This window comes from Solirubrobacter ginsenosidimutans (assembly GCF_027587205.1).
Genome location: NZ_JAPDOD010000016.1, coordinates 35,655 through 60,171 on the forward strand (window position 1 = coordinate 35,655; position 24,517 = coordinate 60,171).

Annotated in this window: 21 protein-coding genes; 12 read left to right on the forward strand and 9 right to left on the reverse strand. The window is 70.8% G+C overall.

Going from position 1 to position 24,517, the window contains the following annotated elements; all coding sequences use genetic code 11:
* Positions 1 to 52: 52 nt before the first annotated feature.
* A complete protein-coding gene (locus OM076_RS17490) occupies positions 53 to 415 on the forward strand; it encodes a DUF5666 domain-containing protein (RefSeq protein ID WP_270041319.1) in 363 nt (120 codons plus the stop codon).
* Here the strand turns inward: OM076_RS17490 and OM076_RS17495 are convergent.
* The 4 genes from OM076_RS17495 to xylB all read right to left on the reverse strand — a co-directional run bounded on the left by OM076_RS17495 (position 412) and on the right by xylB (position 7,239).
* On the reverse strand, positions 412 to 1,569 hold the full coding sequence (locus OM076_RS17495) for an ROK family transcriptional regulator (protein WP_270041320.1): 1,158 nt from the start codon (positions 1,567 to 1,569) through the stop codon (positions 412 to 414). The genes OM076_RS17490 and OM076_RS17495 overlap by 4 nt on opposite strands.
* A 137-nt stretch (positions 1,570 to 1,706) precedes the next feature.
* The gene (locus OM076_RS17500) at positions 1,707 to 4,544 is read right to left on the reverse strand and encodes a ThuA domain-containing protein (protein ID WP_270041321.1); all 2,838 of its coding nucleotides are present in this window, start codon (positions 4,542 to 4,544) and stop codon (positions 1,707 to 1,709) included.
* Between the two features lie 74 nt (positions 4,545 to 4,618).
* A complete protein-coding gene (gene xylA / locus OM076_RS17505; protein WP_270041322.1) occupies positions 4,619 to 5,797 on the reverse strand; it encodes a xylose isomerase in 1,179 nt (392 codons plus the stop codon).
* Positions 5,797 to 7,239 carry a xylulokinase gene (xylB, locus tag OM076_RS17510; RefSeq protein ID WP_270041323.1) on the reverse strand — a complete coding sequence of 481 codons (1,443 nt, stop codon included), beginning with the start codon at positions 7,237 to 7,239 and terminating at the stop codon, positions 5,797 to 5,799. The genes xylA and xylB overlap by 1 nt, the downstream gene beginning before the upstream one ends.
* A 46-nt stretch (positions 7,240 to 7,285) precedes the next feature.
* On the opposite strand from xylB, the gene OM076_RS17515 reads away from it, so the two are divergent.
* The 11 genes from OM076_RS17515 (at position 7,286) to OM076_RS17565 (ending at position 16,661) form a co-directional block, all read left to right on the forward strand.
* Positions 7,286 to 8,710 carry an FAD-binding oxidoreductase gene (locus OM076_RS17515; protein ID WP_270041324.1) on the forward strand — a complete coding sequence of 475 codons (1,425 nt, stop codon included), beginning with the start codon at positions 7,286 to 7,288 and terminating at the stop codon, positions 8,708 to 8,710.
* Between the two features lie 41 nt (positions 8,711 to 8,751).
* The gene (locus OM076_RS17520; RefSeq protein ID WP_372518051.1) at positions 8,752 to 9,660 is read left to right on the forward strand and encodes a sugar phosphate isomerase/epimerase family protein; all 909 of its coding nucleotides are present in this window, start codon (positions 8,752 to 8,754) and stop codon (positions 9,658 to 9,660) included.
* Complete coding sequence (locus OM076_RS17525) at positions 9,657 to 10,892, forward strand: Tm-1-like ATP-binding domain-containing protein (protein ID WP_270041326.1); 1,236 nt, start codon at positions 9,657 to 9,659, stop codon at positions 10,890 to 10,892. The genes OM076_RS17520 and OM076_RS17525 overlap by 4 nt, the downstream gene beginning before the upstream one ends.
* Complete coding sequence (locus tag OM076_RS17530; RefSeq protein WP_270041327.1) at positions 10,885 to 11,748, forward strand: creatininase family protein; 864 nt, start codon at positions 10,885 to 10,887, stop codon at positions 11,746 to 11,748. The genes OM076_RS17525 and OM076_RS17530 overlap by 8 nt, the downstream gene beginning before the upstream one ends.
* Positions 11,749 to 11,765: 17 nt before the next feature.
* A complete protein-coding gene (locus OM076_RS17535; RefSeq protein WP_270041328.1) occupies positions 11,766 to 12,539 on the forward strand; it encodes a DeoR/GlpR family DNA-binding transcription regulator in 774 nt (257 codons plus the stop codon).
* A 13-nt stretch (positions 12,540 to 12,552) separates the two neighbouring features.
* A complete protein-coding gene (locus OM076_RS17540; RefSeq protein ID WP_270041329.1) occupies positions 12,553 to 13,557 on the forward strand; it encodes a sugar phosphate isomerase/epimerase family protein in 1,005 nt (334 codons plus the stop codon).
* Positions 13,558 to 13,577: 20 nt separating this feature from the next.
* Positions 13,578 to 14,735 carry a Gfo/Idh/MocA family protein gene (locus tag OM076_RS17545; RefSeq protein WP_372518052.1) on the forward strand — a complete coding sequence of 386 codons (1,158 nt, stop codon included), beginning with the start codon at positions 13,578 to 13,580 and terminating at the stop codon, positions 14,733 to 14,735.
* A 49-nt stretch (positions 14,736 to 14,784) separates the two neighbouring features.
* The gene (locus tag OM076_RS17550) at positions 14,785 to 15,111 is read left to right on the forward strand and encodes a luciferase domain-containing protein (protein ID WP_270041331.1); all 327 of its coding nucleotides are present in this window, start codon (positions 14,785 to 14,787) and stop codon (positions 15,109 to 15,111) included.
* Positions 15,089 to 15,958 carry a zinc-binding dehydrogenase gene (locus OM076_RS46150; protein ID WP_270041332.1) on the forward strand — a complete coding sequence of 290 codons (870 nt, stop codon included), beginning with the start codon at positions 15,089 to 15,091 and terminating at the stop codon, positions 15,956 to 15,958. The genes OM076_RS17550 and OM076_RS46150 overlap by 23 nt, the downstream gene beginning before the upstream one ends.
* Positions 15,959 to 15,978: 20 nt before the next feature.
* Positions 15,979 to 16,359 carry a hypothetical protein gene (locus tag OM076_RS17560; RefSeq protein ID WP_270041333.1) on the forward strand — a complete coding sequence of 127 codons (381 nt, stop codon included), beginning with the start codon at positions 15,979 to 15,981 and terminating at the stop codon, positions 16,357 to 16,359.
* A gap of 77 nt (positions 16,360 to 16,436) precedes the next feature.
* Complete coding sequence (locus OM076_RS17565; RefSeq protein ID WP_270041334.1) at positions 16,437 to 16,661, forward strand: hypothetical protein; 225 nt, start codon at positions 16,437 to 16,439, stop codon at positions 16,659 to 16,661.
* Between the two features lie 6 nt (positions 16,662 to 16,667).
* Here OM076_RS17565 and OM076_RS17570 read toward each other — a convergent pair whose 3' ends face one another.
* Genes OM076_RS17570 through OM076_RS17590 form a run of 5 tightly spaced genes read right to left on the reverse strand, consistent with a single transcriptional unit; the run spans position 16,668 to position 24,514 of the window.
* On the reverse strand, positions 16,668 to 18,680 hold the full coding sequence (locus OM076_RS17570) for a M1 family metallopeptidase (RefSeq protein WP_270041335.1): 2,013 nt from the start codon (positions 18,678 to 18,680) through the stop codon (positions 16,668 to 16,670).
* Complete coding sequence (locus tag OM076_RS17575) at positions 18,680 to 18,868, reverse strand: hypothetical protein (protein WP_270041336.1); 189 nt, start codon at positions 18,866 to 18,868, stop codon at positions 18,680 to 18,682. The genes OM076_RS17570 and OM076_RS17575 overlap by 1 nt, the downstream gene beginning before the upstream one ends.
* 19 nt (positions 18,869 to 18,887) lie before the next feature.
* Positions 18,888 to 21,128 carry a peroxidase family protein gene (locus tag OM076_RS17580; RefSeq protein WP_270041337.1) on the reverse strand — a complete coding sequence of 747 codons (2,241 nt, stop codon included), beginning with the start codon at positions 21,126 to 21,128 and terminating at the stop codon, positions 18,888 to 18,890.
* A gap of 60 nt (positions 21,129 to 21,188) precedes the next feature.
* The gene (locus OM076_RS17585; RefSeq protein WP_270041338.1) at positions 21,189 to 22,724 is read right to left on the reverse strand and encodes a carboxyl transferase domain-containing protein; all 1,536 of its coding nucleotides are present in this window, start codon (positions 22,722 to 22,724) and stop codon (positions 21,189 to 21,191) included.
* Positions 22,721 to 24,514: an acetyl/propionyl/methylcrotonyl-CoA carboxylase subunit alpha gene (locus tag OM076_RS17590; RefSeq protein ID WP_270041339.1), complete on the reverse strand. Its 1,794-nt coding sequence runs from the start codon at positions 24,512 to 24,514 to the stop codon at positions 22,721 to 22,723. The genes OM076_RS17585 and OM076_RS17590 overlap by 4 nt, the downstream gene beginning before the upstream one ends.
* Between the last annotated feature and the right edge of the window lie 3 nt (positions 24,515 to 24,517).

The window sequence follows — 24,517 nt, forward strand, 5'->3', positions numbered from 1 at the left end:
CTTTGCCTTCGATTGGCAAGCGCTTGCCAGCCGACTCGTCAAGTTGCGGTCCATGAAGAAGCTCCTCACCACCGCACTGATCGCCGTCGCGGCCCTGACCGCCGGCGTCCCCGCCGCCGGCGCTGCCACCCGGTCCTTCGAGGGCACGGTCGTCTCCGTCAACCGCGACAGCCATACGTTCCGCCTGCGCGACTCCGAGCGCGGCACCGTGACGATCAAGGTCACGGGCAGCACCCGCTTCGAACGCGTCACGTTCGCTTCCCTGCGCGCCGGGCAGAAGCGCATCGAAGCGACCGTCCGTCGCTCGGCCGGCCGCTGGGTCGCCACCGAGGTCGAGCGCTCAGGCGGCGGCGGGACCCACAACGACGACGACAGCGGCGACGACCACGGCGGCCGTGGCCGCGGCAGCGACTAGATCGCGACGAGCGTGGGATCCGCGAGGACGTGGCGCAGCTGCGTCGCCGCGGCGCCGCGCATCGCGGCCTCGGCCCCGAGGCGCGACGCGATCACCGGCGGCACGGCGCCGTTGCCCCCAAGGACCCGCGCCGACAGCTCGGACGCGATCACGGGCGCGAGCCATTCGGCCGTCGGCGCGAAGTACCCGCCGAGGATGATCGCCTGCGGGCTGAGCATGTTCACCACGGTGCCGAGGGCGACGCCGAGCCAGCGCCCGCACTCCGTCAGCGCGGCCAGGGCGGCGGTGTCGCCGTCCTCCGCGCGCCGGCGCAACTCGGCGACCGGCTTGCCCGCCCCGCGGGTCGTGACGGCCTCGGCGCTCAGCCCGGCGGCGGCGAGCAGCGGTTCCAGGCCCGCCCGCGTCTCCAGGCACCCGCGCGAGCCGCACGCGCACGGCCGGCCGTCGACTTCGACGGTCGTGTGGCCGAATTCCCCACCGAACCCGCGATAGCCGCGGAATAGTTCTCCGCCCAGGATGATCCCGCCGCCGACGCCGATCTCCCCCGAGACGTACACGAAGTCGCTGTATTCCGTCGCGGCGCCTTCCCACAATTCCGCCAGGGCAGCGAGGTTGGCCTCGTTGTCGGCGCTGATGGGCAGCGTCGTGGAGTCGATGTGCTCGCGCAGCAGCTCGACGACCGGCACGTCGGTCCAGTGCAGATTCGGTGCCACGAGCAACGCACCTCGACGAATGTCGACCAGGCCCGGAAGCGCGACCGTCGCGCCGATCGGGCGCAGACCCTGTGCTTGGACCTCGTTCAGCGCGCCCTGCGTGAGCGCGCCCAAGGCCTCGAAGACCTCGTCCACTCCACGCCCGCGATTGTCGACCGCCTCCATCGCCTTGTAGCGCGAACCACCGGCGAGATCGGTGGCCTGCACGCCGAGGTAGTCGACGTTGACCTCGAGCCCGAGAGCGATCACGCCGTCGCGCGCGACATCGACCACCAAACCCGGTCGCCCGGCCGTTCCGCGGTGTTCCGCGCCGCGTTCGACGAGCAGCCCGAACTCCATCAGCTCGGAGACCAGCGACGACACGGTGCTCTTGTTGAGACCCGTGTCCTGCGCGATGGTCGCACGCGACCGCGGGCCGCGTTCCACCACTTGCCGGAGCACGATGCTCAGGTTGTGCCGCCGGACAGCCCGCTGACTCGAGAGCTCGATTGCCGGCTTAGGGGTCCACATGAGTGGACTGAGCCTATCGACGCCGGCCGCCGCGGCGTCCCCGGAGGGACGCCGCGGCGCCGCATGACTCACGGAGTCGTGGTCGACAACGTGAACGTCAGCGTCTTGCTGTAGCTACCGGTGCGCAGCGCCTCGTTGGCACCGACGGCCTGCGAGAACGTGATCGCGACCGCGTCATTGGCGACGGGACCGCTGTACGTCAGCAGGGACGTCGGAGCGCTCGAGCCGCCGACAGCAGCCAGCGCACCGCCCGCGCCGAGCGGGCTGGTCGCCATCGCCTGGAGCGCGGCCGCCAGCGAGAACGTGCCGTTGACCAGACGGCCCGTCGCGTTGGCGCTCGGATCGGCGACGCTGAGCGTCGCGTCACCCGCCGAGGAGATGACGTTGGCCGTAGTGCCGGCCGTGTATGTCTTGCCGATGCCCGGCGCGAACGCGCCGAACGAGGCAGGCGCGCCGAGCGTGAGCCCGAGCGTCGCCGGGACCGTGCCGGTGGCCGTGCCACCGGTCGAGGTCGCCCCCAGCAGGACCCCCATCCAATCCTTCAGTTCCTGGGCCTTGGCCAGGATCTTCGCCCGCGAGGCGGCGTCGCCGCTGGCGGGGTCGGCGGCGATGGCGCGCAGCGCCGCGATGTCGGTCAGCGACGAGCTGTAGCCCGCCTGCGTGAGCGTCATGTACTTGGTGAACGCGGCGTCGACCGCAGCCGTGCCGGCCGTGGCGGCCGCGGCGGTGATCCCGCCGGAGGCCTGCAGCGAGCTCAGCAGCGTCTTGACCTCGACGTGCGTGACGCAGTTGGCCGGCTTGAAGCCCGCCGCGGTGAGGATGCCCTGGTAGATGCTCTCGCGGAACCACGGGGTGGTCCGGTAGAGCTCCCAGTTGTGGCCCAGGACCTGGGACCACTCACGGCCGCCGTCGAAGTTGGAGCACCACACGATCGGGTGGTCCCCGCCTTCGATGTTGGACGCGTTCGTGCCGACGCCGATCGCGCCGACGTACGTCGACTCGTTCAGCAGCTGCAGCGGATGGATGAACTGCCGCGGCTTGCGGTCGAAGTGGTAGAGCTCATCGGCGACCGGGACCTTGGCGGGCACGACCGCGGGGGTCGTCGACGGATGCGAGTTGTCCTCGGTGACGACCTCGGCCCAGTAGCAGGAGCCGCAGTCGGTGCCGAAGCCGTTCGCGTTCGCCGGGTGGCTGACGAACAGGCCGCCCAGCAGGTTCTGGTACCAGAGCGAGCCGCCGACGGCCGGCTCCAGCCAGGTGTGCATGGAGTCGTTGGCGGCGTGCAGCGCGACGTAGCCGCCGCCGTTGTTGATGTAGCCCTTGAACGCGGCGCGCTCGTTGACGACCGTGCCGTCCTTCATCGTGTACGCGGCGTTGAAGGTGTTGTTGCCGACCGAGGAGTCGCCGATGATCACGGCGTACTTCGCGAGGTTGGCGGCGCTGGTGAACGGGGTGTCCGGCAGCGACTGGGCCGTCCAGGACGGATCCCAGAGGTCGACGTCGAAGCCCTTGGCCGCGCCCAGCTCCTGGAGCATGACCTCGGCGTCCTCGATCGCCGGGTGGCGGAAGGAGCCGTCGTTCTTGTTCGCGATCACGAGGACCTTGAACGTGGCGTTGGCGTTGTGGACCGGCATCGCCGGCGTGACGTACGGGTGACGCGGCTGGCCGGGGTAGGCCGCCGAGGTCACGCCCAGGTCGGCCGGAGCCGGGGCGTCCGCGATGCCGCGCGTCTGGCGCGTCACGTCCTGGGCGTCGGTGACCAGCAGGTTCTGGGTGTTCTGATCGGTGACGCTGCCGCGCACCTGCGACACGAACGCGTCGAGGCCGTTGACGGCCGCGACCTTGTCGCCCGCGTCGTTGGCCGACTTGGCCGTCGCCAGGGTGGCCTTCAGCGACGTGACCGTCGCGGCCGGGATCGTCCCGGCGGTGCCCGCGCGCGTCAGCAGCGCGTCGATGTCGGCGAACGATGTCGTGACCAGGAACGTGAACGTGACCTTGTTGCCGTTGCCGGCGACGTCGGTGACGCCCAGCGTCCACGTGTGCTTGCCGAGCGAGAGCTTCGACGGATCAAGCGGCAGCGGGTAGACCCACGTGCCGTCGAGCCACGCATCACGGACCGCGGGGCTGCCGGAGCCCGGAGTCGGGTCCGTGCGGGTGGGCGTGATGGGCGCGAGGCCGTGCCCGACGCGGTTGTTGACCACCGTCGCCGGCCACGCCGAGGTGGGCAGCTGCGTGTCGATCGGCACCGCGATCGTGCGGAAGCCGGGGAACGCCTGGATCGCCGCGTTGGCGGCGTGTGCCTTCGTCAGCGCCGGCGAGATCGTGATGTTCGGATTCGGCGAGGCCGGAGCCGGAGTGATGATCGACGCGATCTTGACCGTCTCGACGTTGGCGCCCGTGTCGATCACGAGCTCGTCGCCGACGGCGCGGCCGTTCGTGCTGGCGATCCGGATCGACGTCGCGCCGACCGCCGACGCCTGGTTGAGCGTCGTCGCCGCGGCCACGCCGCGGGCGATGTTGCCCGCCGCGTCGAGCGCGCGGTAGCGGATGGTGTTGTTGCCCTGGGCCGTCAACGACGCGGTGCCCGTGACCGACAGGCCCGGCGTGATCGTCATGTCCAGCCAGTTGGCGCCGTTGTCCGTCGAGTACTGCAGCTTCGTCACGCCGACGTCATCCGTCGCGGTGACGTTGAGCACCGTCGGAGCGGCCTGTGTGAACCACCCGTTGTTGCCCGTCGACGACGACGGAGCGGCCGGTGGATTGCCGTTGCGTTGCAACGGTGCCGTCGGCGTCAAAGTGCCGACGTTCAGCACGGGCGACGTGGTGTCCGTCCCCTGGGCTGATGCGTTTGGTACGACGACGAGCGCGGCTCCAACCACGGCCGCCGTCGCGAACAAGCGATGCACCCTCTCTCCCCTCCTAGGACCCTAAATTCGACCGGCCCGCCAACTAAACAGCAGGCCGGCCACTCATGTCAACCTCAGCGAACGCCGAGGAGCACGTCAACCAGCAGTTGGTCCAGCTTCTCGTTGAAGTAGCCGCGGGCCGCGAGGGAGTCCAGCTCCCAGGCCTCGGCCTTCAGCGCGTCGGCCTCGTCGCCGTCGACCGAGGCGAGCGCCAGCTCGGGTGTCGAGGCGGCCGCGAAGGCCTCCTGGACCTCCGGTAGCGAGTCGAAGTGTTGGGCCAGCTCGGCCAGCCGCCGGTACGTCGACATGCAGCCCCGGGCGAAGTCCCACACGCCCTCCGCGTTCTCGTTGCGGTAGGAGTGCGCGTCGAAGTGCAGCGGGCCCGCGTAGCCCGCGCGCTCGAGCAGGCGGACGAGGAGGAAGTTCTCCTTCAGGTCCTCGGCACCGAAGCGGAAATCCTGGTCATAGCGGCCGATTCGCTGCCCGTTGAGGTCGATGTGGAAGAGCTTTTCCGCCCACAGCGCCTGCCCGATCGCGTGGTGGAAGCTCAGCCCGGCCATCGTCTCGTGGGCGACCTCCGGGTTCACGCCGACCATCTCGGGACGGTCCAGCGTCGAGATGAAGTGCAGCGCGTGGCCGACGGTCGGCAGGAAGATGTCCCCGCGCGGCTCGTTGGGCTTGGGCTCCATCGCGAAGCGCAGGTCGTAATCGTTGGCGACGACGTAGTCCGAGAGGACGTTGATCGCCTCGCGGTAGCGCTCCAGCGCGTCGCGCGGATCCTTCGCGACGCCGGCCTCGGTGCCCTCGCGCCCGCCCCAGAAGACGTAGACCTCGGCGCCCAGCTCAGCGGCGATGTCGATGAAGTTCATCGCCTTGCCGATGGCGGCGCGACGGACCTTCTTGTCATTGGACGTGAAGGCTCCATCTTTAAATGCCGGGTGACCGAACAAATTCGTCGTCGCCATCCCGACACCCATGCCCGTGGACTCGAGCGCCGCCTTGAAGCGGTCCACGATCTGACGACGTTCAGTCGCCGACACACCCCACGGGATCAGGTCGTCGTCGTGCAGGCTCACGCCCCACGCGCCGAGCTCGGCGAGCTTGTGCACGGAGTCGACGGGATCCACGGGCTCACGCGTCGGCCCGCCGAACGGGTCGCGGCCGGGATTGCCGACGGTCCAGAGGCCGAAGGTGAACCGGTGCTCGGGGCGGTCGCGCTCCACCTGGGCAGTCTGATCCAGGGTGGCCGTCATCAGGGTGTCTCCTCTGTTATTGCCTGCAAAGCCGGGTAGAGCGCCCGGTAGCGCTCCCGCAACTCTCGGTACGGGTCGATCCACTCCGCGACCGGCTGGACCTCGGAGTGCGTGCGGACGCACGCCTCGACGGCCGCGTGGACGTCGCTCCAGAGCCCACCCGCGACGCCGCCCAGCAGCGCGGCGCCGTACGCCGCGCCCTCCTCGACCGCCAGGCGCTCGAGTGGGATCTCGAGCACCGAGGCGACGATCTTCAACCACAGCTCGGACCGCGCGCCGCCGCCGGACACGCGGCCGCGCTCACCCCCGCCGACGAGGTCGAAGGAATCGCGCAGCCCGCAGGCCACGCCTTCGAGCACCGCCCGCGTCAGCGCGCCGCGGTTGTGGCGGATCTCCAGGCCGGTGAAGGCGCCGCGGGCGTCCGGGTCGGCGTGCGGGGTCCGCTCGCCGGTCAGATACGGCAGGAACGTGAGCCCCTCCGCCCCCGGCCCCCACTGCTCGGCCTCGGCCGTCAGCGCTCCGAATTCGCCGCCGACGACGCTGCGCAGCCAGGCGAGCGACCCGGCGGCGGAGAGCATCACGCCCATCTGGTGCCAGGCCCCGGGAACGGCGTGGCAGAAGGCGTGCACGCGGGCCTGCGGGTCGGCGCGGTACTCCGGCAGCGCCGCGAACACGACGCCCGAGGTCCCCATGGCGATGCTGAGCGGCCCCGGGCGGTCCACGCCCACCCCCAGCCCGCCGGCGGCCTGGTCGCCCGCCCCCGCGGCCACCGCGACGCCGGACGCGGTGCGCCCGGAGACCTCCGGCGACTCGAGCACGGTCGGCAGCCACGCCCGGTCGATCTCGAGGATGTCGAGCACCTCGTCGCTCCAGCGCCGCTGCGCCACATCCAGCAGCAGCGTGCCGGAGGCGTCGGCGACGTCGATCGCCCGCTCGCCGGTGAGCTTGAGCCGGACGTAGTCCTTGGGCAGCATCACGTGCGCGATCCGGGCGTAGTTCTCCGGCTCGTGCTTGCGCAGCCACAGCAGCTTGGGGGCCGTGAAGCCCGTCAGCGCGCGGTTTCCGGTCAGCTCGACGAGGCGGTCGAAGCCGACGCGCTCCTCGATCTCGGCGCATTCCTCGGCGGTCCGCTGGTCGTTCCAGAGGATCGCCGGACGGATCGGGCGATCGGCGGAATCCAGCGTCACGAGGCCGTGCATCTGGCCCGAAAGCCCGATGCCGGCGACGCCGTCGGTGAGACCGTCGAGCGCCTTCTCAGTCGCCTCCCACCAATCATCTGGATTCTGTTCCGACCAGCCCGGCCGTGGTGTCGATAGCGGGTAGGCCACTTCGCGGCGCTCGAGCACCTCGCCCGTCTCGCCCACTGCGATGACCTTCACCGCAGAGGTTCCGACGTCGATGCCAATGGCCACCCGTGACAAGTTTTGAAGAGTCTTCGTCATGCCCTTGACAGCAATTGAAGGGTAATGCAAGCTCCGTTGTCAATAGATGAAGTCTTCTGTTACGCAGCTGGTCGAGCTCGCGCCCGCTCTCGCGGCGGTTCTCGGTGCTGACTCGATTCACACGAGTGATGCACAGCTTGACGCCTACACCGCCGACACGTATTGGCCGGCGATCTCGGCGCGGGCGAACGGCACGCCGCTCGGCCGCCCCGACGTGGTCGCGATCCCGCGCAGCGAGGCCGACGTGGCCGCGGCACTGCGCATCGCCGCCGACTATCGCGTCCCCGTAGTCGCCTGGGGCGGCGGGTCGGGCACGCAGGGCGGCGCCGTGCCAGTGCACGGCGGGCTGGTCATCGACCTGCGCGGCCTGAACGAGATCATCGAGATCGACGAGTGCTCGATGACCGTCACGGCCCAGGCCGGCGTCAACGGCAAAGAGCTCGAGCGAGTGCTCAACGAGCGCGGGCTGATGTTCCCCCACTACCCGGCCTCGTCGGAGTGGGCGACGGTCGGCGGCTACGTCGCCGCGCGCGGCTCCGGCGTGCTCTCCACGCGGTACGGCAAGATCGAGGATCTCGTCCTCTCGCTGCGCGTCGCGCTGGCGTCAGGCGAGCTGATCGAGACGGTCTCGGCGCCCCGTCACGCGGTCGGCCCGGAGCTCACGCAGCTGTTCATCGGCAGCGAGGGGACGCTCGGGATCATCACCCGGGCGACGCTCGAGATCGTCCCGCTCCCGCCTGAGCGCCGCTTCTTCACGCTGCAGTTCCCGAACATCGACGCCGGCATCGAGGCCTTCCGGTCCACGCTCGCCGCTGGCTACCGCCCCTCCGTCATCCGCATGTACGACGAGGAGGCGACCGCGCGGACCTTCGCGCCGGTCGTCGGCGAGGCGCTCGACGGCGTCTGCGCCGTCGTGTGCTGCGAGGGCGAGGTGGCCGCCACAGCCTTGGAGGGGTCCCGCACCGTCGAGCTCGCACGCGGGGTGGGCGCGCGCGAGCTCGACCCTGCTCTGGCCGAGCGCTGGTGGAACCGCCGCTACGAGTTCTACAAGCCGCCCCATCACCCGGAGCTGCCGTCGATCTGGGGCACGATCGACGTCGTCGCGTCCTACACGAACATCGTCGCGGTCCACGAGGCGCTGAAGACGTCGGTCCGCGACCGCTACGCCGACCGCGGCCTGCAGCTGCGGATGCACTTCTCCCACTGGTACCGGTGGGGCACGATGATCTACGCGCGCTTCCTGATCCCCGAGGGCGGGGACGACGCGTTGGCGCTGCACAACCAGATCTGGGAGGACGGCATCACCGCGGTGCTCGCGGCGGGCGGCGTGATGAACGACCACCACGGCGTCGGCCTCAAGCTCGCTCCCTACATGGCCGCTCAGCACGGCCCGGCACTCGACGCTCTACGCGCCATCAAGACGGCGCTGGACCCGCTCGGCATCATGAATCCCGGCAAGCTCGGTCTTTGAGGAGAGACCGGGTGCCCGAAGACCGGAGGAGCGAGATGTCGATCAAGGTGTCGATGCACAACTGGATGCGGCCCGAGCCCATCGAGCACACGATCAAACGGCTGGCGCGGCTCGGCTATGACGGGATCGAGATCTCGGGGGAGCCGCAGAGCTTCGATGCCGGCGAAGTGCGCGGGCTGCTCGACAAGCACGGCCTCGAATGCTGGGGCGCGGTGACGCTGATGACCGTCGGCCGCGACCTGCTCGACCAGGACCCCTACGTCCGGATGGGCAGCGTCCAGTACGTCAAGGATTGTCTGACCTTCGTCTCAGAACTGGGCGGCCGGATCGTCACGGTCGTCCCGTCCACGGTCGGGAAGACCGTCCCGATGGCCACGCCGGCGGAGGAGTGGGGCTGGGCCGTCGAGGCGCTCAAGCGCTGCCAGGAGCACGCCGAGCGCGTCGGCGTACGGATCGCGCTGGAGCCGCTGAACCGCTTCGAGACGTATTTCCTGAACCGCTGCGAGCAGGCGCTGGCGCTGGCCGAGGAGGTCGGCGGCGACTGCGGCGTGGCGCTGGACGCGTTCCACATGAACATCGAGGAGTCCGACCTGCTCGGCGCGATCCGCGCCGCGGGTGACCGCCTCGCCGACTTCCACGTCGCCGACAACAACCGGATGCCCCCGGGCTACGGCGCGCTGGACTGGGACGCGATCGTCCGCGAGCTCGTCGGCATCGGCTACGACGGCCACATGACGGTCGAGTTCGTCGCCTCCGTGGACCGCAGCATCATCTCCGACCGCACGGAGATCGGCGACGCGTCCGAGGCCGGCGGCGGCGTCGCGATGGAGAAGTTCCTGCGCGACCACTCGACCGGCGCCGTGCCGGAGTCCTACTACGACCGCTACGCCGCGGACTCGGTGAACCGCCTGCGCGCGGCCCTCGCGGCCAACTCGGCACCCACGATATGAGCAAGCCGGCGGTCGCGCTGATCGGGACGCTCGACACCAAGGGCGAGGAGATCGCCTACGTGCGCGATCGCCTCGCGGCACTCGGCGTCGGCACCGTGGTGATCGACTCGGGGATCCTCGGCGAGTCGACGATCCCGTCCGACATCAGCCGGCGAGCCGTCGCCCGCGCCGCGGGGCATCAGCTGGAGGACGTCCGTGCCGCCGGCTCGCGCGGCGCCGCCGTCGCCCTCATGCGCGAGGGCGTGCGCGAGGTCGTGGTGCGCCAGTTCGCCGACGGCCGGGTGCACGGCGTGCTCTGCCTCGGCGGCGCCGAGGGCGGGCTGCTGGGCGCGACCGCGATGCAGGCGCTCCCCGTCGGCGTGCCGAAGCTGCTCGTCTCCCCCTGCGCCAGCGGCCGCCGCCGGTTCGGGGACTTCGTCGGCGAGAGCGACGTCTGCGTGATGCACTCGGTGGTCGACATCCTCGGCCTCAACGGGATCTCGCGGCCGATCTTCGACAACGCCGCCGCGGCCATGGCCGGCATGGTCAAGGACGCCGGGTCGGCGCTCGGGACCCTCGGCGAGCACTGCGTCGGGATCACGATGCTCGGCCAGACGACCCCGGGCGTCATGCGCCTGCGCGAGCGCCTCGTCGAGGCCGGCCACGAGCCCGTGATCTTCCACGCCAACGGCGTCGGCGGCCCCGCGATGGAGCACCTCTGCGAGGAGGGCGCGATCCAGGGCGTCGTCGACTACACGCTCTCCGAGGTCGCGAACTCGCTGATGAACGGCCTGCATGCCACGGGCCCGGATCGGCTGCGCGTCGCCGGCCGCCTCGGTCTCCCCCAGGTCGTCGTCCCCGGCTGCGTCGACTTCTTCAACCAGGGCCCGCGCGACACGATGGCCGAGCGCTACAAGTCGCGCCAGAGCTACTTCCACAACCCCGTGGCGACCCTGGTGCGGCTCACGCGCGACGAGGAGGCCACGCTGGGCGCCGACGTCGCCGCGCGGCTGAACGAGGCCACGGGCCCGGTCCGGGTCGTCGCACCCACGCGCGGGTTCTCGCTCGCCGATGCCGAGGGCGGCGACCTGTGGGACCCCGTCGCCGACGGCGCGTTCCTGGATGCCCTCTCCGGAGCGCTGCGCGCCGACATCCCCTTCGAAGCCGTCGACGCCCACGTCGACGACCACCTGTTCGCCGACGTCGTCGCCGAGCGTTACCTGTCCCTCGTCTCGGAGACCGCCGATGTCTGACGGCCGCCCCTTTTCCAACTGCATCCTCGACCTGGCGCCGCCGGACATCGCGTGGTTCCGCGAGCGCTCCGACATCATCCTGGTCCCGATCGGCTCCTGCGAGCAGCACGGTGCCCACCTGCCGATCGGCACGGACACGATCACCGCGCTGGAGGTCTCCCGCCGCGCCGCCGCGAAGGCCGACGTGCCGTACACGGCGCCGTTCTGGGCCGGCTACTCGCCGCAGCACATGCGCGAGACCGAATCCAGCGTCGGCACGATCACGCTGCGCGCCGAGACGCTCAACGCGGTCCTCTACGACATCCTGCGCTCGCTCATCCACCACGGGTGGAACAAGCTGATCCTGGTCAACGGCCACGGCTCCAACGTCAAGGTGCTCGATCCGCTGCTGCGCCGGATCAAGTACGAGACGGGCGCGCTGGTCGCGCTCTACAAGCCCTACGCCGAGCGCTACATCGGCATCCTCGAGGGCCTGCTGGAGAACCCGCCGGAGGAGACGCCGGGCTGGCACGCGTCCGAGCTCGAGACCTCACAGGTGATGGCGCACGACGCGCGGATGGTCCACATGGACCGAGCGGCCGACGACCGCGCCCAGGCGCCGTCGTGGCTACCGAAATCCTTCCTGAAGTCCGACGGCGCGCCCGACGTGCAGTTCGAGGGCTACCAGTACTTCTCGTTCCCGATGGACCACGGCGAGTTCTCGCGCACCGGCGTGATCGGCAACCCGATGACGGCGACGCCCGAGAAGGGCGAGGAGGCGCTGGAGCGCTTCTCGAGCCACCTGGCACGCGCCATCGACGAGTTCCGGGGCCTGTCGGTGGAGGTCCGGCGCCGCGAGTTCGAGGAGCGCGTGTGACGAGTGTCCCCCCAGCCATGCGCCGGGCGCAGATCCTGGAGCGCATCCAGCGCGACGGAGGCGTCTCGGTCGCCGATCTCGCGCGCGACCTGACGGTCTCCTCGATCACCGTCCATCGCGATCTCGAGCAGCTGTCCAAGGACGGCCTGGTCGAACGCGTCCACGGCGGGGCGCGCTCGATGCCGGCCGCCGGGCCGCCGACCGCGATCCCGCCCACGGGCTGGGAGCAGCGCGCCGCGGCGGGTCGGGGAGCGAAGGCCACGATCGCCGCGCACGCCGCGCGCGAGGTCCGCTCCGGCTCGACCATCTTCCTGGACTCGTCCTCCTCCTCCTTGGCCCTGGCGCGCCAGCTCGTCTCCGAGCCCGCGACGGAGCTGACGCTGGTCACCAACTCACCCGCGATCGCGTATGAGCTCGTGGACGAGCGCATCCTCGTGATCGTCACGCCGGGCGAGCTGGACCAGCACATGCGGCTGCTCGCGGGCCGCTGGACGACCGATTTCCTGGCCGGGCTCAACTTCGAGCTCGCGTTCTGCTCTTCAGCCGGCCTCACGCTGGATGCCGGGCTGACCACTTCACGCCGTGCGCTGGCCGACGTGATCAACGTCGCCAGCGCCAACGCCGCGCGAACGATCGGGCTGATCGACTCGAGCAAGTTCGGCCGGGCCTCGCTGCTGACGATCGCCCGGGCACAGGAGCTCGACGCGATCGTCACCGACGACGGGCTCGACGAGCAGACGGCGCAGGATTACCGGGCCGCCGGCGTGCAGCTCGAGATCGTCAAGACCTAGGAGGAGGAAAGGGATGGCACGACCCGTCACGTTGTTCACCGGCCAGTGGGCCGACCTCTCGCTCGAGCAGTTGGCCGCCAAGGTCGGAGAGTGGGAGTTCGACGGCCTCGAGTTGGCCTGTTGGGGGGATCACTTCGACGTCGCGGAAGCGCTGTCCGATTCGTCGTACATCGCGGGCCGGCGCGAGATCCTCGAGCGCAATGGCCTCAATTGCTGGGCGATTGGCAACCACCTCGTGGGTCAGGCGGTGTGCGACCCGATCGATTCGCGTCATGCAGGGGTGCTGCCGCCGGAGGTGTGGGGCGACGGAGAGCCCGAGGGTGTGCGCCAACGCGCGGCAGAGCGGATGAAGGACACGGCGCGCGCGGCGGCCGCGCTCGGCGTCGAGGTCGTGACCGGGTTCACCGGTTCGGCGGTGTGGCACATGCTCTATTCGTTCCCGCCCAACGACTTCGCCGAGGTCGAGCGGGGCTATGAGGACTTCGCCGAGCGCTGGGGGCCGATCATCGACGTCTTCGACGCCGAGGGTGTGCGCTTCGCGCTGGAGGTCCACCCCACCGAGATCGCCTACGACTTCGTCACCACGCGCAAGACGCTGGCGGCGATCGACCACCGCGAGGGTTTCGGGATCAACTTCGATCCGTCGCACTTCGAGCACCAGTTCCTCGACAGTCCGGCGTTCGTCACCGAGTTCGCGGACCGCATCTACCACGTGCACATCAAGGACTCGATCCGGCGGCTGGACGGCCGCTCGTCGATCCTCGGCGGGCATTTGAACTTCGGCGAGGCCGGCCGCGGCTGGGACTTCGTGTCCCCCGGGCACGGCGACGTGGACTTCGAGGCGCTGCTGCGAGCGCTCAATCGGATCGGCTATCAGGGACCGTTGTCGGTCGAATGGGAGGACTCAGGGATGGACAGGGATTGGGGCGCGCCTGACGCGCTGGCCTTCGTGCGGGCGAGCGATTTCGCTCCGTCGACGCTCGCGTTCGACGCGGCGTTCGCGAGGGAGGGTTCGTGAGCAAGGTCGGCTTCGTCACGATGGGCGAGTCGGCGGGCGGGGAGGACATCCCCACCATCGGCGTCGGCATGCTCGGCTACGGGTTCATGGGCAAGGCCCACTCGAACGCGTACAAGACGCTCGCCTACATGACCTGGCCCCCGCCATTGATGCCGCAGCTGGTCTCGATCGCGGGCCGCAACGAGGAGGCGGTGGCCGGCGCGGCACGCCGCTACGGCTTCACCGATCACGTGACGGACTGGCAGAAGCTGGTCACCGACCCGCGGATCGGCGTCTTCGACAACTCCGGGCCGAACAACTTCCACGCGGAGCCGACGATCGCGGCCGCCGAGGCGGGCAAGCACGTCATCTGCGAGAAGCCGCTCGGGCGCACCGCGGACGAGGCCTACGAGACGTGGCAGCGGGTGCAGGCCACGGGCGTGAAGGCGATGTGCGCCTTCAACTACCGCTTCGTGCCCGCCGTGCGGCTGGCTCGGCAGATCATCGAGTCCGGTGACCTCGGCGAGATCTTCCACTTCCGCGGGCGCTACCTGCAGGAGTGGATCATCGACGCCGACTTCCCGATGGTCTGGCGCCTGGACAAGGATGTCGCGGGCTCCGGCGCCCTCGGCGACCTCGGCGCGCACGTGATCGATCTCGCCCGCTACCTCGTCGGCGAAATCGATTCTGTCTCCGCCCACACGCGCACCTTCGTCAAGGACCGCGAGGGCGGCGCCGTGACGGTCGACGACGCGGTCGAGTCGGTCGTGGACTTCTCGAACGGCGCGGTCGGCACGATCGAGGCGACGCGCTTCGCCAGCGGGCGCAAGAACGCGCTGCAGTTTGAGATCAACGGCTCCAAGGGCTCGCTCAGCTTCGATATCGAGCGCCTGAACGAGCTCGAGGTCCACTACCGCGGCTCCACGCCGGGCAAGCTCTCCCAGGGCTTCCGCAACGTGCTCGTGTCCGAGGCCGACCACCCGTTCTGGGAGCACTGGTGGCCCCAGGGGCACATGATCGGCTGGGAGCACACGTTCGTCCACGAGCTCCACCACTTCCTCACCGCGATCCGCGACGACACCGACATCGCGCCCCACGGCGCGACGTTCGAGGACGGATACCGCGCGGCCGAGATCTGCGACGCGATGCTGCGCTCCGCCGACTCGGGCTGCCGCGAAACCGTCGCCTATCGGTCCTAGGACCAATTGCCAATGGGAATGGTCCGCGATTGCGCGGACCATTCCTCCCATGACAGCCGACGAGATCATCACGCTTGAAGTGGCGTCCTGGCCCGGGGTGACCGCCGGGGCCGGCAGCCGCGGCGAGTTCTCCTTCAAGGTCGGCCGGCGCGAGATCGGGCACATCCACGGCGACTGGGTCGCGCACTTCGGCTTCCCCAAGGCCGTCTGGCAGGAGCTCTACGACGCCGGGCGCATCGACTATCACTCGGTCTTCCCCGGCAGGAAGGGCTGGGCGGCGCGCCGGATCGAGACCGAGGACGACGTGCAGGACGTGATCGCGCTGCTGCGGCTCAACTACGACCGGGCCGTCGGTGCGAGCAGTCTGGCTGCGTGAGTTCGGCCCGCCGTCGGTGCTCGTCCCCGGGGAGGCGGACGAGCCCGCCGGCGAGGTCGTCATCGACGTCGTGCACGCGAACATCACGTTCGTCGAGACCCAGGTGCGGGCGGGGCGCGGACCGTTTCCGGTCCAGCTGCCGATGATTCCCGGCAACGGCGTCGGCGGGGTCGTCGACGGTCGCCGCGTGATCGCGTCGCTGGGCGGGTCCGGCGGGTACGCGGAGCGGGTCGCGGTGCCGGCGAGCGCGCTGCTCGACGTGCCGGACGGCATGGCGCTCGACGCCGCGGTCGCGCTGCTGGCCGACGGGCGGACGGCGACGATGCTCTTCAAGGCGGCGAACGTCGCCGCGGGCGAGCGGGTGCTGGTCGAGGCCGCGGCGGGCGGCGTCGGCACGCTGCTCGTGCAGCTCGCTCGCTCGGCCGGAGCGACGGTGGTCGGCGCGGTGGGCAGTGAGGCCAAGCTCGCGCTCGTCGACTCGCTCGGGGCGGAGGCCGTCCTCTACGACGACGTCGCGGGCCCGCTCGACGTCGTCTTCGACGGGGTCGGCGGTGAGATCGCGCGCTCGGCGTTCACGCTCCTGGCGCGCGGCGGGCGGATGCTCTCCTACGGCCTCGCGAGCGGCGAGTGGGCGGGCATCGGTGCCGAGGAGGCGGCCGCGCGGGGCGTCACGCTCGTGCAGCCCAACCGCTCGCCGGACGCCCTGCGGGGATACACCGAGCAGGCGTTGCACAGCGGCCTGGCGCCCGTGATCGGACAGCGTTTTCCCCTGGAAAACGCATCAGACGCTCATGCGGCGATCGAATCGCGCGCGACAACAGGAAAGACACTTCTCGACGTCCGCTGATTCCTACCGTGGCTCAGACAATGCCAGTGCCACACCTTCCCACCGCGCTGTACCGCATGCAGATCGCGCTCGCCGACGTCGACCCCGGCCCGGTTCGCGCCGATCTCGAGCACGCGCTCGCGATCGCGACGTTCGACGCCGACGGCGCCGGCGAAGGGGATCCGCTGCACGAGGCGCACTTCGGGCAGATCCCGCAGATCCCTGAGGGTCCGATGTTCCCCGGCCTGCCCGCCGGCCCGCTCACCGAGGCGATGGACGAGCTCCAGCGCGCGCTGATCTGGGAGGCCGACAACGCCGAGTTCCTCGACGCGGACCTCAACAGCTCGGTCTACCTGCGCGCGGCGGGTCACCTGGACCGCGCGGCAGCGGCGCTCTCACAGAGCGCCGACGCGCCAGTTTGAGCGCGAGCGGCCAACCTCGCCGCGCGGGTGCGGGTCACACCGCCTGACCCCACCCACTCGCTCCAAGGAGCTCCCCAATGTTCAAGCGCATCGCCCTGCTCGCCGTGACCGCCGGCGTGCTCGCCCTCCCCGCCGTCGCCGGCGCGAGCACCAACACACTGCAGTCCCCGATCGGCCCGCTCAAGCCGACCCAGGTCAAGTGGATCTACGGGCCGGGCGGCTCCGACGGCACCGCCGAGGCCGCCGGCTACGACACCACCAGCTACGACGACCTCACCTATCCGGGGGTGCGGTTCCCCTGATCGGCGCTAGGCGGACGGCTTCTTCGGCGTGCTCAGCCACGTGCGGAAGAAGCCGTCCAGCCGCCGGCCCGACACCTGTTCGGCGAGCGCGATGAAGCGCGCGGTGGTGACGTTGCCGCCGGCGTTGCGCCGCACCCACTCCTTCAAGAGGGCGAAGAAGGCCGCGTCGCCGATCCGCAGCCGCAGGGCGTGCAGCGCCATCGCGCCGCGCTGGTAGACCGGCGGGTCGAAGAGGTGCGCCCTCCCCGGGTCGGCTACGTCGATGCGCCAGAAGCTGCTGCCGGCCGGGTAGTCGTGCATGCGCTCGTCGAACTCCGCCTGCGCGGTGTGGCGCCCTTGCTGCTGCGCCCACAGCCACTCGGCGTAGGTCGCGAAGCCCTCGTTGAGCCAGATGTCGCGCCAGTTGTAGACCGACAGCAGATCGCCCGCCCACTGGTGTGCGAGCTCGTGGACGATCACCGTGTCGGCCTCGGGATCGCCGCGGTCCTCGAAGAACACACGCGAGTAGATCGGGCGCGTCTGGTTCTCCAGCGCGAAGCCGATCACCGGGTCGTCGATGATCGACCCGACCGTCGAGAACGGGTACGGCCCGAAGACGCTCGCGAGGAAGTCGATGATCTCCGGCTCGCGCGCGACCGCCGCCTGGGCGACGTCGCCGGCTGACCGCGGGCCCTGGGCGTAGGCGGCCGAGATCCAGTCGGCGGAATTGGGCTTGCTGCCGGCGGGCGCGCCCGGGACGGTCCAGCCGTCGAGCGTGTCGCCGTCGTCCTCGAAGGACGTCGAGCCGCTCGCGCCCGTCACGACGACGTCGTCGACGGCGACGCCGCTGAACTGGAAGGCGTCGTCGGTGTAGTAGCTGAGGGCCACCTCGACGCTGCGGCCCGCGTAGCGCGAGAGGTCGACGGACCAGTGCTCGTAACCCGCCGCCGGCAGCGTCGACGCGTTCCACGTGCCGGTCGTGCCCTTCGCCGCGCACTTGCGCCCGTCGTCGGCGATGTAGTGCGCGAGGAACGGATGGAGCTTGAGCACGCCGCGGCAATCGAAGGCGGGCTGGTTGAACGTGTGGTGGCGCTGGTCGCGCAGCGTGGTCCAGCTGTCCGTGCCGACCGGGTGTGCCTCGACGAAGAAGAAGTCACCGAACGGCTGGACGTCGTGGTCGACCCAGAACGAGAGCTTCGCACCACCCGCGGGGACGTCGATCGTGCGCATGAGCCGCTGATATCCCGGCTGCGCGATGCCGGTGACGGCGTAGCGAGCGCCGGTGCGCGGTTTCGGGCGCTTGAGCAGCGTCGGGTCGATGGCGTCCAGGTACGGCCGGCCGTCGACGGTGCGCGTGCTGATGTCGAACTGCCCGATCGTCGCGGTCGAGAGGTAGGACGCCATCGGCTCCTTCGCCTCCCAGCGCCAGATCGACCGTCCGCCACGCTGTTCGACGCCCAGCAGCTCGCCGTTGGCGACGGCCTCCAGCCCGCGCGGGACGCTGATGCGGAACGAGTAGCTCGCCTTGTCGCGCGGGTGCTCGTTGACCGGGAACCAGGACGACGCGCTGTGCGGCTCACCCGCGATCAGCGCGCCGTCGGCGGTCGGCATGAACCCGTCGGCGTCGCCGAGCGAGCCCTCGTTGATCGGGCGCGGCCGGCCGTCGTAGGCGATCACCGCCGTGAACGTGCGACCGCGGCGCAGGTACGAGCGCGGGACGAGCGTCAGCTCGGAGCCCTTCCGACGCACCTTGGCCGCGCGCCCGTCGACCCGCGCCGAGCGCACCTTCAGGCCGCGGAAGTCGAGGTTGAAGCTCGAGAGATCCTGGGTCGCCGCGGCGGTGATCGTGGCGACGCCGCGCAGCAGGCGGGTCTTGGGCGTGTAGGCGATGTTCAGCCCGTAGTGCGCGACGTCGTAGCCGCCGTTGCCGTCCTTGGGGAAGTCCGGGTCGCCGATCCCGGCCGCGCCCGGCCGGGGCTTGGCCTCGGCGGTGCACGCGACCGTCAGCGCCAGGCACAGCGCGATCAGGAGGATTCGCATCAGCGCACTTCGTAGCCCGCGAGGTCCAGGCAGACCACGCAGAAGGGCCACGGCGGATTCCACGGCCAGCCGGTCACGTCCTTGCCGCAGAGCGCCGTGTCCGGATCGTCTTCTCCGACGATGTGGCAGATCTTCTCGCCGTCGTGCGTCGGACCGTGGACCTTTTCACGGTCTGGGGCCGTCGTCATGGCACACGTTGTAGCCGTTTCAGGGCGTCGTCGTCGACAGGGTGAACACGAGCGCGGTCGTGTAGTTGCCCGTTCGCAGCGCGTCCGTCGCGCCGACGCGCTGCTTGAACGTCACGGTCGTGGTGTCGTTGGAGGCTGGAGCGCTCCAGCTCGCCTTCGACAGCTGCACGTCGACCGGCGCGGGCAGCGGGAAGGTGCCGTTGGTCAGGTGGCCGCCGCTCACGTTCAGCGCCGCGTCGCCGGCGGTCGAGATCACGGTGGCGGTCGTCGTGGCGGTGTAGTCCTTCGCGACGCCGGGGGTGAAGGCGCCGAAGCTCGGCGGCTGGCCGAGCGAGAGCGACAGCGCCGCGGGCACGAGCACGCGCGCTTCCCCGCTCTGCTCGAGCCGGACGGGCGCGCCCGGGAGCTTGAAGACGTCCGCGCGGGTGGCCAGACCGGTGTTGTCCGCGATGATCTGCCCGAGCGTCCGGTGCGCGCTGATGCCGTAGTCGCGCTCGATGCCGGCCAGCACGGGGTCGTTGCGGTAGAAGAACCGATCGCCGTCGCGCAGCGCTTCGAACTGGCGCTTGAAGATCGCCAGCTGCAGCTCGCCGAACTCGGTGCCCGGCACGTGGCGCTCGGAGAGCATCCCGGTGAACGCGTCGAGCGCGTCGGGGGAGCCGAAGAGCCCGCGCAGCCGCGCCGCGAGCGTGCTCCGGCGGGTGCCGGTGACGGCGCTGGTCTGTGCCCGCGGGTCGCTCAGGGCGATCTCGGCGCCGGTGATGTCGTGCAGCGCCAGGAAGTCGAGGCTGTGCGGATCGTCGATCCCCGTCCCGGCCGGGAACTGGTCGGTCGCTTCCCCGGTGATCGCCGTGAACGACGTCCGCGGGGCGAGGCCATACGCGCGCCGGAGGTCGTTGTAGAGCGGGATGCCGTGGTCGTGGCCGCGCTCGACGTCGATCGCGCCGAGGTCGACGACGCCGTTGAAGCAGTCCGGCAGCGGCGGGCCGTCGAGGCAGGCGCCCGGTGAGAACGGGACCTGGAAGAGCACGCTGCGCAGCTGGTTGTCGATCGTCTCGTCGTTGCGGTACTCGGACTCGCCGCCGACCGCGGTCAGCACCGGTCCGACGCCGACGCTCGCGAGCAGGTCGGGGTTGCCGAACGTGAGGTTCAGCGGGATCTCCAGCTCGGTCGTGCCTTCGTCCTCGTCGATCTCGATGCCCTGGTCCTCGAAGGCCTCCAGCTGCGCCGCGGTGTAGGTGCCGGCCGGCGCGGACGGCTCGATCTCCCCGTGGACCATGCTGTGCGCGCGGTAGCCGACGGTCGCGAACTCGTTGCTCAGCGTGGCGTCGACGGTCGGGTCGTAGCCGTGGTACGGCGCGAGCTTGACGCCGAGCGCCGGGAGGAACTCCTCGTAGGTGATGACCTGCTGCTCGGCGCCGACCACGCGCCGCGCGATCTGGAACCTCTGCTCCGCGGAGAGCGTGGCGGGGAGCGCGTCGACGATCCGGTTGTGCTCGCGCGCGAACAGCGTCTGGGTCGCGGTCAGCGCGACGTTCTCGTTGGCGCGGACGTCGCCGGCCACCATCGCCTTCCCCGGGGTGGCGGCGAGGCGGCCCTGCAGCTCCATCGCGGGCGCGGTCGTGGTGTCGCCGCGGCTGGAGCGCCGCGGCAGGAGCCCGCCCGGGTCGAGCAGCAGATGTGCGCCGTTGTCGGAGAGGTCGCCGTTGACGGGGCCCTCGCGCAGCCATTCAAGTCGCTGGTTCGTGCCGCCGTAGACCGCCCAGCCGTCGATGTAGCTGGAGACGGTGTTGATCTGTTCGCGCGGCACGCCTCCCACGCCGGTGCCGGGCGCGGCGGCCGAGCGCGTGAAGTCGATCGCGCCGAAGTCGTTGCGGAACGTCTCCAGCGGGTCGTGGGCGTCGAACGCGATCGGCGCCGCTTCCCCGCCGGTCTCCTCGCGCAGGCCGAACGTGTGGTCCAGGAACTGCCCCCACACGAAGCCCCATTGTGTGACCCCGTTCTCCGAGAACAGGTTCTGCGCGCCGTCGTTGAAGATGCGGTTGCTGACCCGGCGCGCGGGCGGCCCGGTCAGCGGCTTGCCGACGCCGTCGGCGTAGGCGGGCTCAGCGACCCGCGAATACGGTTGTCCCACCTGTCCCCAGGTCGGGTGCGCGACGTTGTTCCCACCGCCGTCGAGCGAGCGCTCGGCGGCGGATGCGGGCGCGACAACCATCCACAGAATGGCGGCAGCGACCGCCCCGACCCTGGTTGCGCGCATCGCGCAACTCCTCTCCTCGACCGGAACGACCCCCCTGTCAAGAAGCTTACATATGTCGGGCTACATGCGAAAGACGCCGTAGCTCACTTCATTAAGCGGGGCGCTTGCGCAGGCACTCAGCGCGAGGCCGAGCACGTCGCGCGTGTCGCGCGGGTCGATCACGCCGTCGTCCCACAGCCGCGCCGTGGCGAAGTAGGGATGGCCCTGGCGTTCGTACTGCTCGCGCAGCGATGCGCCGACCTCCGGCTGCCCGACGGTCTCCATCACCGTCGCCGCCTGGACGCCGCCCATGACGCTGATCCGGGCGTTCGGCCACATGAACAAGAAGCGCGGGGAGTACGCCCGGCCGCACATGCCGTAGTTGCCGGCGCCGAAGGACCCGCCGACGATCACCGTCAGCTTGGGGACGCGCGCGCAGGCCACTGCGGTCACGAGCTTCGCGCCGTGCTTGGCGATCCCGCCCGCCTCGTACTCGCGCCCGACCATGAAGCCGCTGATGTTCTGGAGGAAGACCAGCGGGATCTTGCGGCGGTCGCAGAGCTCGATGAAGTGCGCGCCCTTGAGCGCGGACTCGCTGAAGAGGATCCCGTTGTTGGCCAGGATGCCGACCGGGTGGCCGTGCAGGCGGGCGAACCCGCAGACGAGCGTGGTGCCGTAGAGCGCCTTGAACTCGTGGAAGTGGCTGCCGTCGACGAGCCGCGCGATCAGCTCGTGCGGGTCGTAGGGCTTGCGCACGTCGGCGGGGACGACGCCGTAGATCGAGTCCGGGTCGCGGGCGGGCGGCTCGACGGGCGTGCGCTGCCAGGGTGAGGGCTCGGGCGCCGGGAGCGTGGCGACGATCTCGCGCACGATCGCCAGCGCGTGCTCGTCGTCGTCGGCGAGGTGGTCGGTGACGCCGCTCGTGCGCGAATGGAGGTCGCCGCCGCCGAGGTCCTCCGCGCTGACCTCCTCGCCGGTGGCGGCCTTCACCAGCGGCGGGCCGCCGAGGAAGATCGTGCCCTGCTCGCGGACGATCACGCATTCGTCGCTCATCGCGGGCACGTAGGCGCCGCCGGCGGTGCACGAGCCCATCACGGCCGCGATCTGCGGGATGCCCTGGGCGGACATCGTCGCCTGGTTGAAGAAGATCCGGCCGAAGTGCTCGCGGTCGGGGAAGACCTCGTCCTGCAGCGGCAGGAACGCCCCGCCCGAGTCCACGAGATAGATGCACGGGAGCCGGTTGTGGAGGGCGACCTCCTGCGCGCGCAGGTGCTTCTTGACCGTCATCGGGTAGTAGGTCCCGCCCTTGACGGTCGCGTCGTTGGCGACGATCACGCACTCGCGGCCGGCGATCCGGCCGACGCCGGTGACGATGCCCGCGCCAGGCGCGTCCCCGTCATACATGCCGTGCGCGGCCAGCGGGGAGAGCTCGAGGAACGGCGCGCCCTTGTCCAGCAGCCGGTCGACGCGCTCGCGTGGCAGGAGCTTGCCGCGGCTGGTGTGCCGCGCGCGGGCCTTCTCGCCGCCACCGAGCCGCACCCGCTCGAGCTGCTCGCGCAGGTCGGCGACGAGCGCCTCGTGGTCGGCCGTATTGGCCCTGAATTCGTCAGTCGTCATGCGGCCTCGACCTTCGCAACGGTCTCGTCGCGCCCGACCTTGTCGCCCACGGAGACGGTGAGCTCGGTCACCGTGCCGTCCACGGGCGCGGTCAGCGCCAATTCCATCTTCATCGACTCCAGCACCACCACGGTCTGCCCCGCCTCGACGGCGTCACCCACGGCGACCGGCACCAGCAGCACGCTGCCCGGCATCGGCGCCCGCAACTCCCCATCGGCGTGCGCGTGATGCACGTCCTCGGCCGTCGCCTCGGTCACGTGCCATGCCCACCCCTCGTAGCCGAGCCAGCCATGCACGTACGTGAACCGGCCCGCGACGGGCTCATGGTCGAGCACCACGTCGAGCGGCTCGCCGCCGTCGACCGACAGCTTCCAGAAGGAGGGCGCGCGGACGCCGCCGAGCCGCCAGCCGTCGCGGCGCTCGAACGGATCGTCGCCGGCGCTCGCGGTCTCGCGCGCCATCGCGAGCGAGGCGGCCGCGCGGGCGACCTGCTCGTCGGTCAAAGGAGGCGTCGGCGGGTCCATCCTGCCGATCAGGCCCGTGTCCATCTCCCCCGCGCGCACGTCCTCGCGGGCGAGCAGCGCGCGCAGGAAGCCCGTGTTCGTGGTCAGACCGAGGATGGCGGTGTTCGCCAGGGCGCGGTCCAGGCGGGCGAGGGCGCTCGCGCGGTCCGGGCCGTAGGCGATCACCTTGGCGATCATCGAGTCGTAGTCGGTGCCGACCACGGAGCCGGTCTCGACCGCGGCGTCGACGCGCACGCCCTCCGGATAGCGCGCCAGCACGACGGGACCGGCCGACGGGAAGAACTGCGCGTCCTCGGCGTTGATGCGCGCCTCGATCGCGTGCCCGGACAAGGTGACCTCGACGTCCAGCGGCTCGCCCGCCGCCACCTGCAGCTGCAGCGCGACGAGATCGAGGCCCGTGACCAGCTCGGTCACCGGATGCTCGACCTGCAGCCGCGCGTTCATCTCCAGGAAGAAGTGGACCGACGGATCGTCGGCGTCGGCGATGAACTCGACGGTTCCCGCCCCGCTGTAGCCCGCGGCCTTCGCCAGCGCGATGGCCTCCTCGCCCAGCCGCGCCCGCAGCGCCTCCGACACCACCGGCGACGGCGACTCCTCGAGCACCTTCTGGTGGCGGCGCTGGAGCGAGCACTCGCGCTCGCCCAAAGACAGCACGTTCCCGTGCGCGTCGCCGATGACCTGCACCTCGATGTGCCGCGCCCGCGGCAGGAAGCGCTCGATGAACACGCGGTCGTCGCCGAACCCGGCGGCCGCCTCGCGCTGGGCGGCCGCGATCGCCTCGTCCAGCCCCTCGGGCGACTCGACCACCCGCATCCCGCGCCCTCCTCCGCCCGCTGCGGCCTTGACCAGCAGCGGATACGCGTCCGAGACGCGCGCCTCGTCGACGCTCAGCGAGTCGACGACCGGCACGCCCGCCGCGGCGGCCGCGGCCTTGGCCCGGACCTTGTCGCCCATCAGCTCGATCGCGTCCGGCGACGGCCCGACGAACACCACGCGCGCCTCCGCGCACGCTCGCGCGAGGCCGGCGTTCTCGCTCAAGAAGCCGTAGCCGGGATGCAGGGCGTCGACGCCGGCCGCCGCGGCCACGACGTCCTCGATCGACAGGTAGGAGCCGACCCGCACCGCCGCGTCGGCCTCGCGCACGTGCGGCGCGCCGGCGTCGGCGTCGGTGTAGATCGCGACCGAACGGATCCCCGACGCGCGCAGCGTCCGGATCACGCGCCGCGCGATCTCACCTCGGTTGGCGACAAGGACGGAGCTGAACACGGC

Coding starts and splice junctions, on each gene's coding strand:
- OM076_RS17490 (WP_270041319.1), top strand. CDS start 53: ATGAAGAAGCTCCTCACCACCGCACTGATCGCCGTCGCGGCCCTGACC.
- xylA (WP_270041322.1), bottom strand. CDS start 5,797: ATGACGGCCACCCTGGATCAGACTGCCCAGGTGGAGCGCGACCGCCCC.
- xylB (WP_270041323.1), bottom strand. CDS start 7,239: ATGACGAAGACTCTTCAAAACTTGTCACGGGTGGCCATTGGCATCGAC.
- OM076_RS17515 (WP_270041324.1), top strand. CDS start 7,286: ATGAAGTCTTCTGTTACGCAGCTGGTCGAGCTCGCGCCCGCTCTCGCG.
- OM076_RS17525 (WP_270041326.1), top strand. CDS start 9,657: ATGAGCAAGCCGGCGGTCGCGCTGATCGGGACGCTCGACACCAAGGGC.
- OM076_RS17530 (WP_270041327.1), top strand. CDS start 10,885: ATGTCTGACGGCCGCCCCTTTTCCAACTGCATCCTCGACCTGGCGCCG.
- OM076_RS17535 (WP_270041328.1), top strand. CDS start 11,766: ATGCGCCGGGCGCAGATCCTGGAGCGCATCCAGCGCGACGGAGGCGTC.
- OM076_RS17540 (WP_270041329.1), top strand. CDS start 12,553: ATGGCACGACCCGTCACGTTGTTCACCGGCCAGTGGGCCGACCTCTCG.
- OM076_RS17545 (WP_372518052.1), top strand. CDS start 13,578: ATGGGCGAGTCGGCGGGCGGGGAGGACATCCCCACCATCGGCGTCGGC.
- OM076_RS17550 (WP_270041331.1), top strand. CDS start 14,785: ATGACAGCCGACGAGATCATCACGCTTGAAGTGGCGTCCTGGCCCGGG.
- OM076_RS17560 (WP_270041333.1), top strand. CDS start 15,979: ATGCCAGTGCCACACCTTCCCACCGCGCTGTACCGCATGCAGATCGCG.
- OM076_RS17565 (WP_270041334.1), top strand. CDS start 16,437: ATGTTCAAGCGCATCGCCCTGCTCGCCGTGACCGCCGGCGTGCTCGCC.
- OM076_RS17570 (WP_270041335.1), bottom strand. CDS start 18,680: ATGCGAATCCTCCTGATCGCGCTGTGCCTGGCGCTGACGGTCGCGTGC.
- OM076_RS17575 (WP_270041336.1), bottom strand. CDS start 18,868: ATGACGACGGCCCCAGACCGTGAAAAGGTCCACGGTCCGACGCACGAC.
- OM076_RS17580 (WP_270041337.1), bottom strand. CDS start 21,128: ATGCGCGCAACCAGGGTCGGGGCGGTCGCTGCCGCCATTCTGTGGATG.
- OM076_RS17585 (WP_270041338.1), bottom strand. CDS start 22,724: ATGACGACTGACGAATTCAGGGCCAATACGGCCGACCACGAGGCGCTC.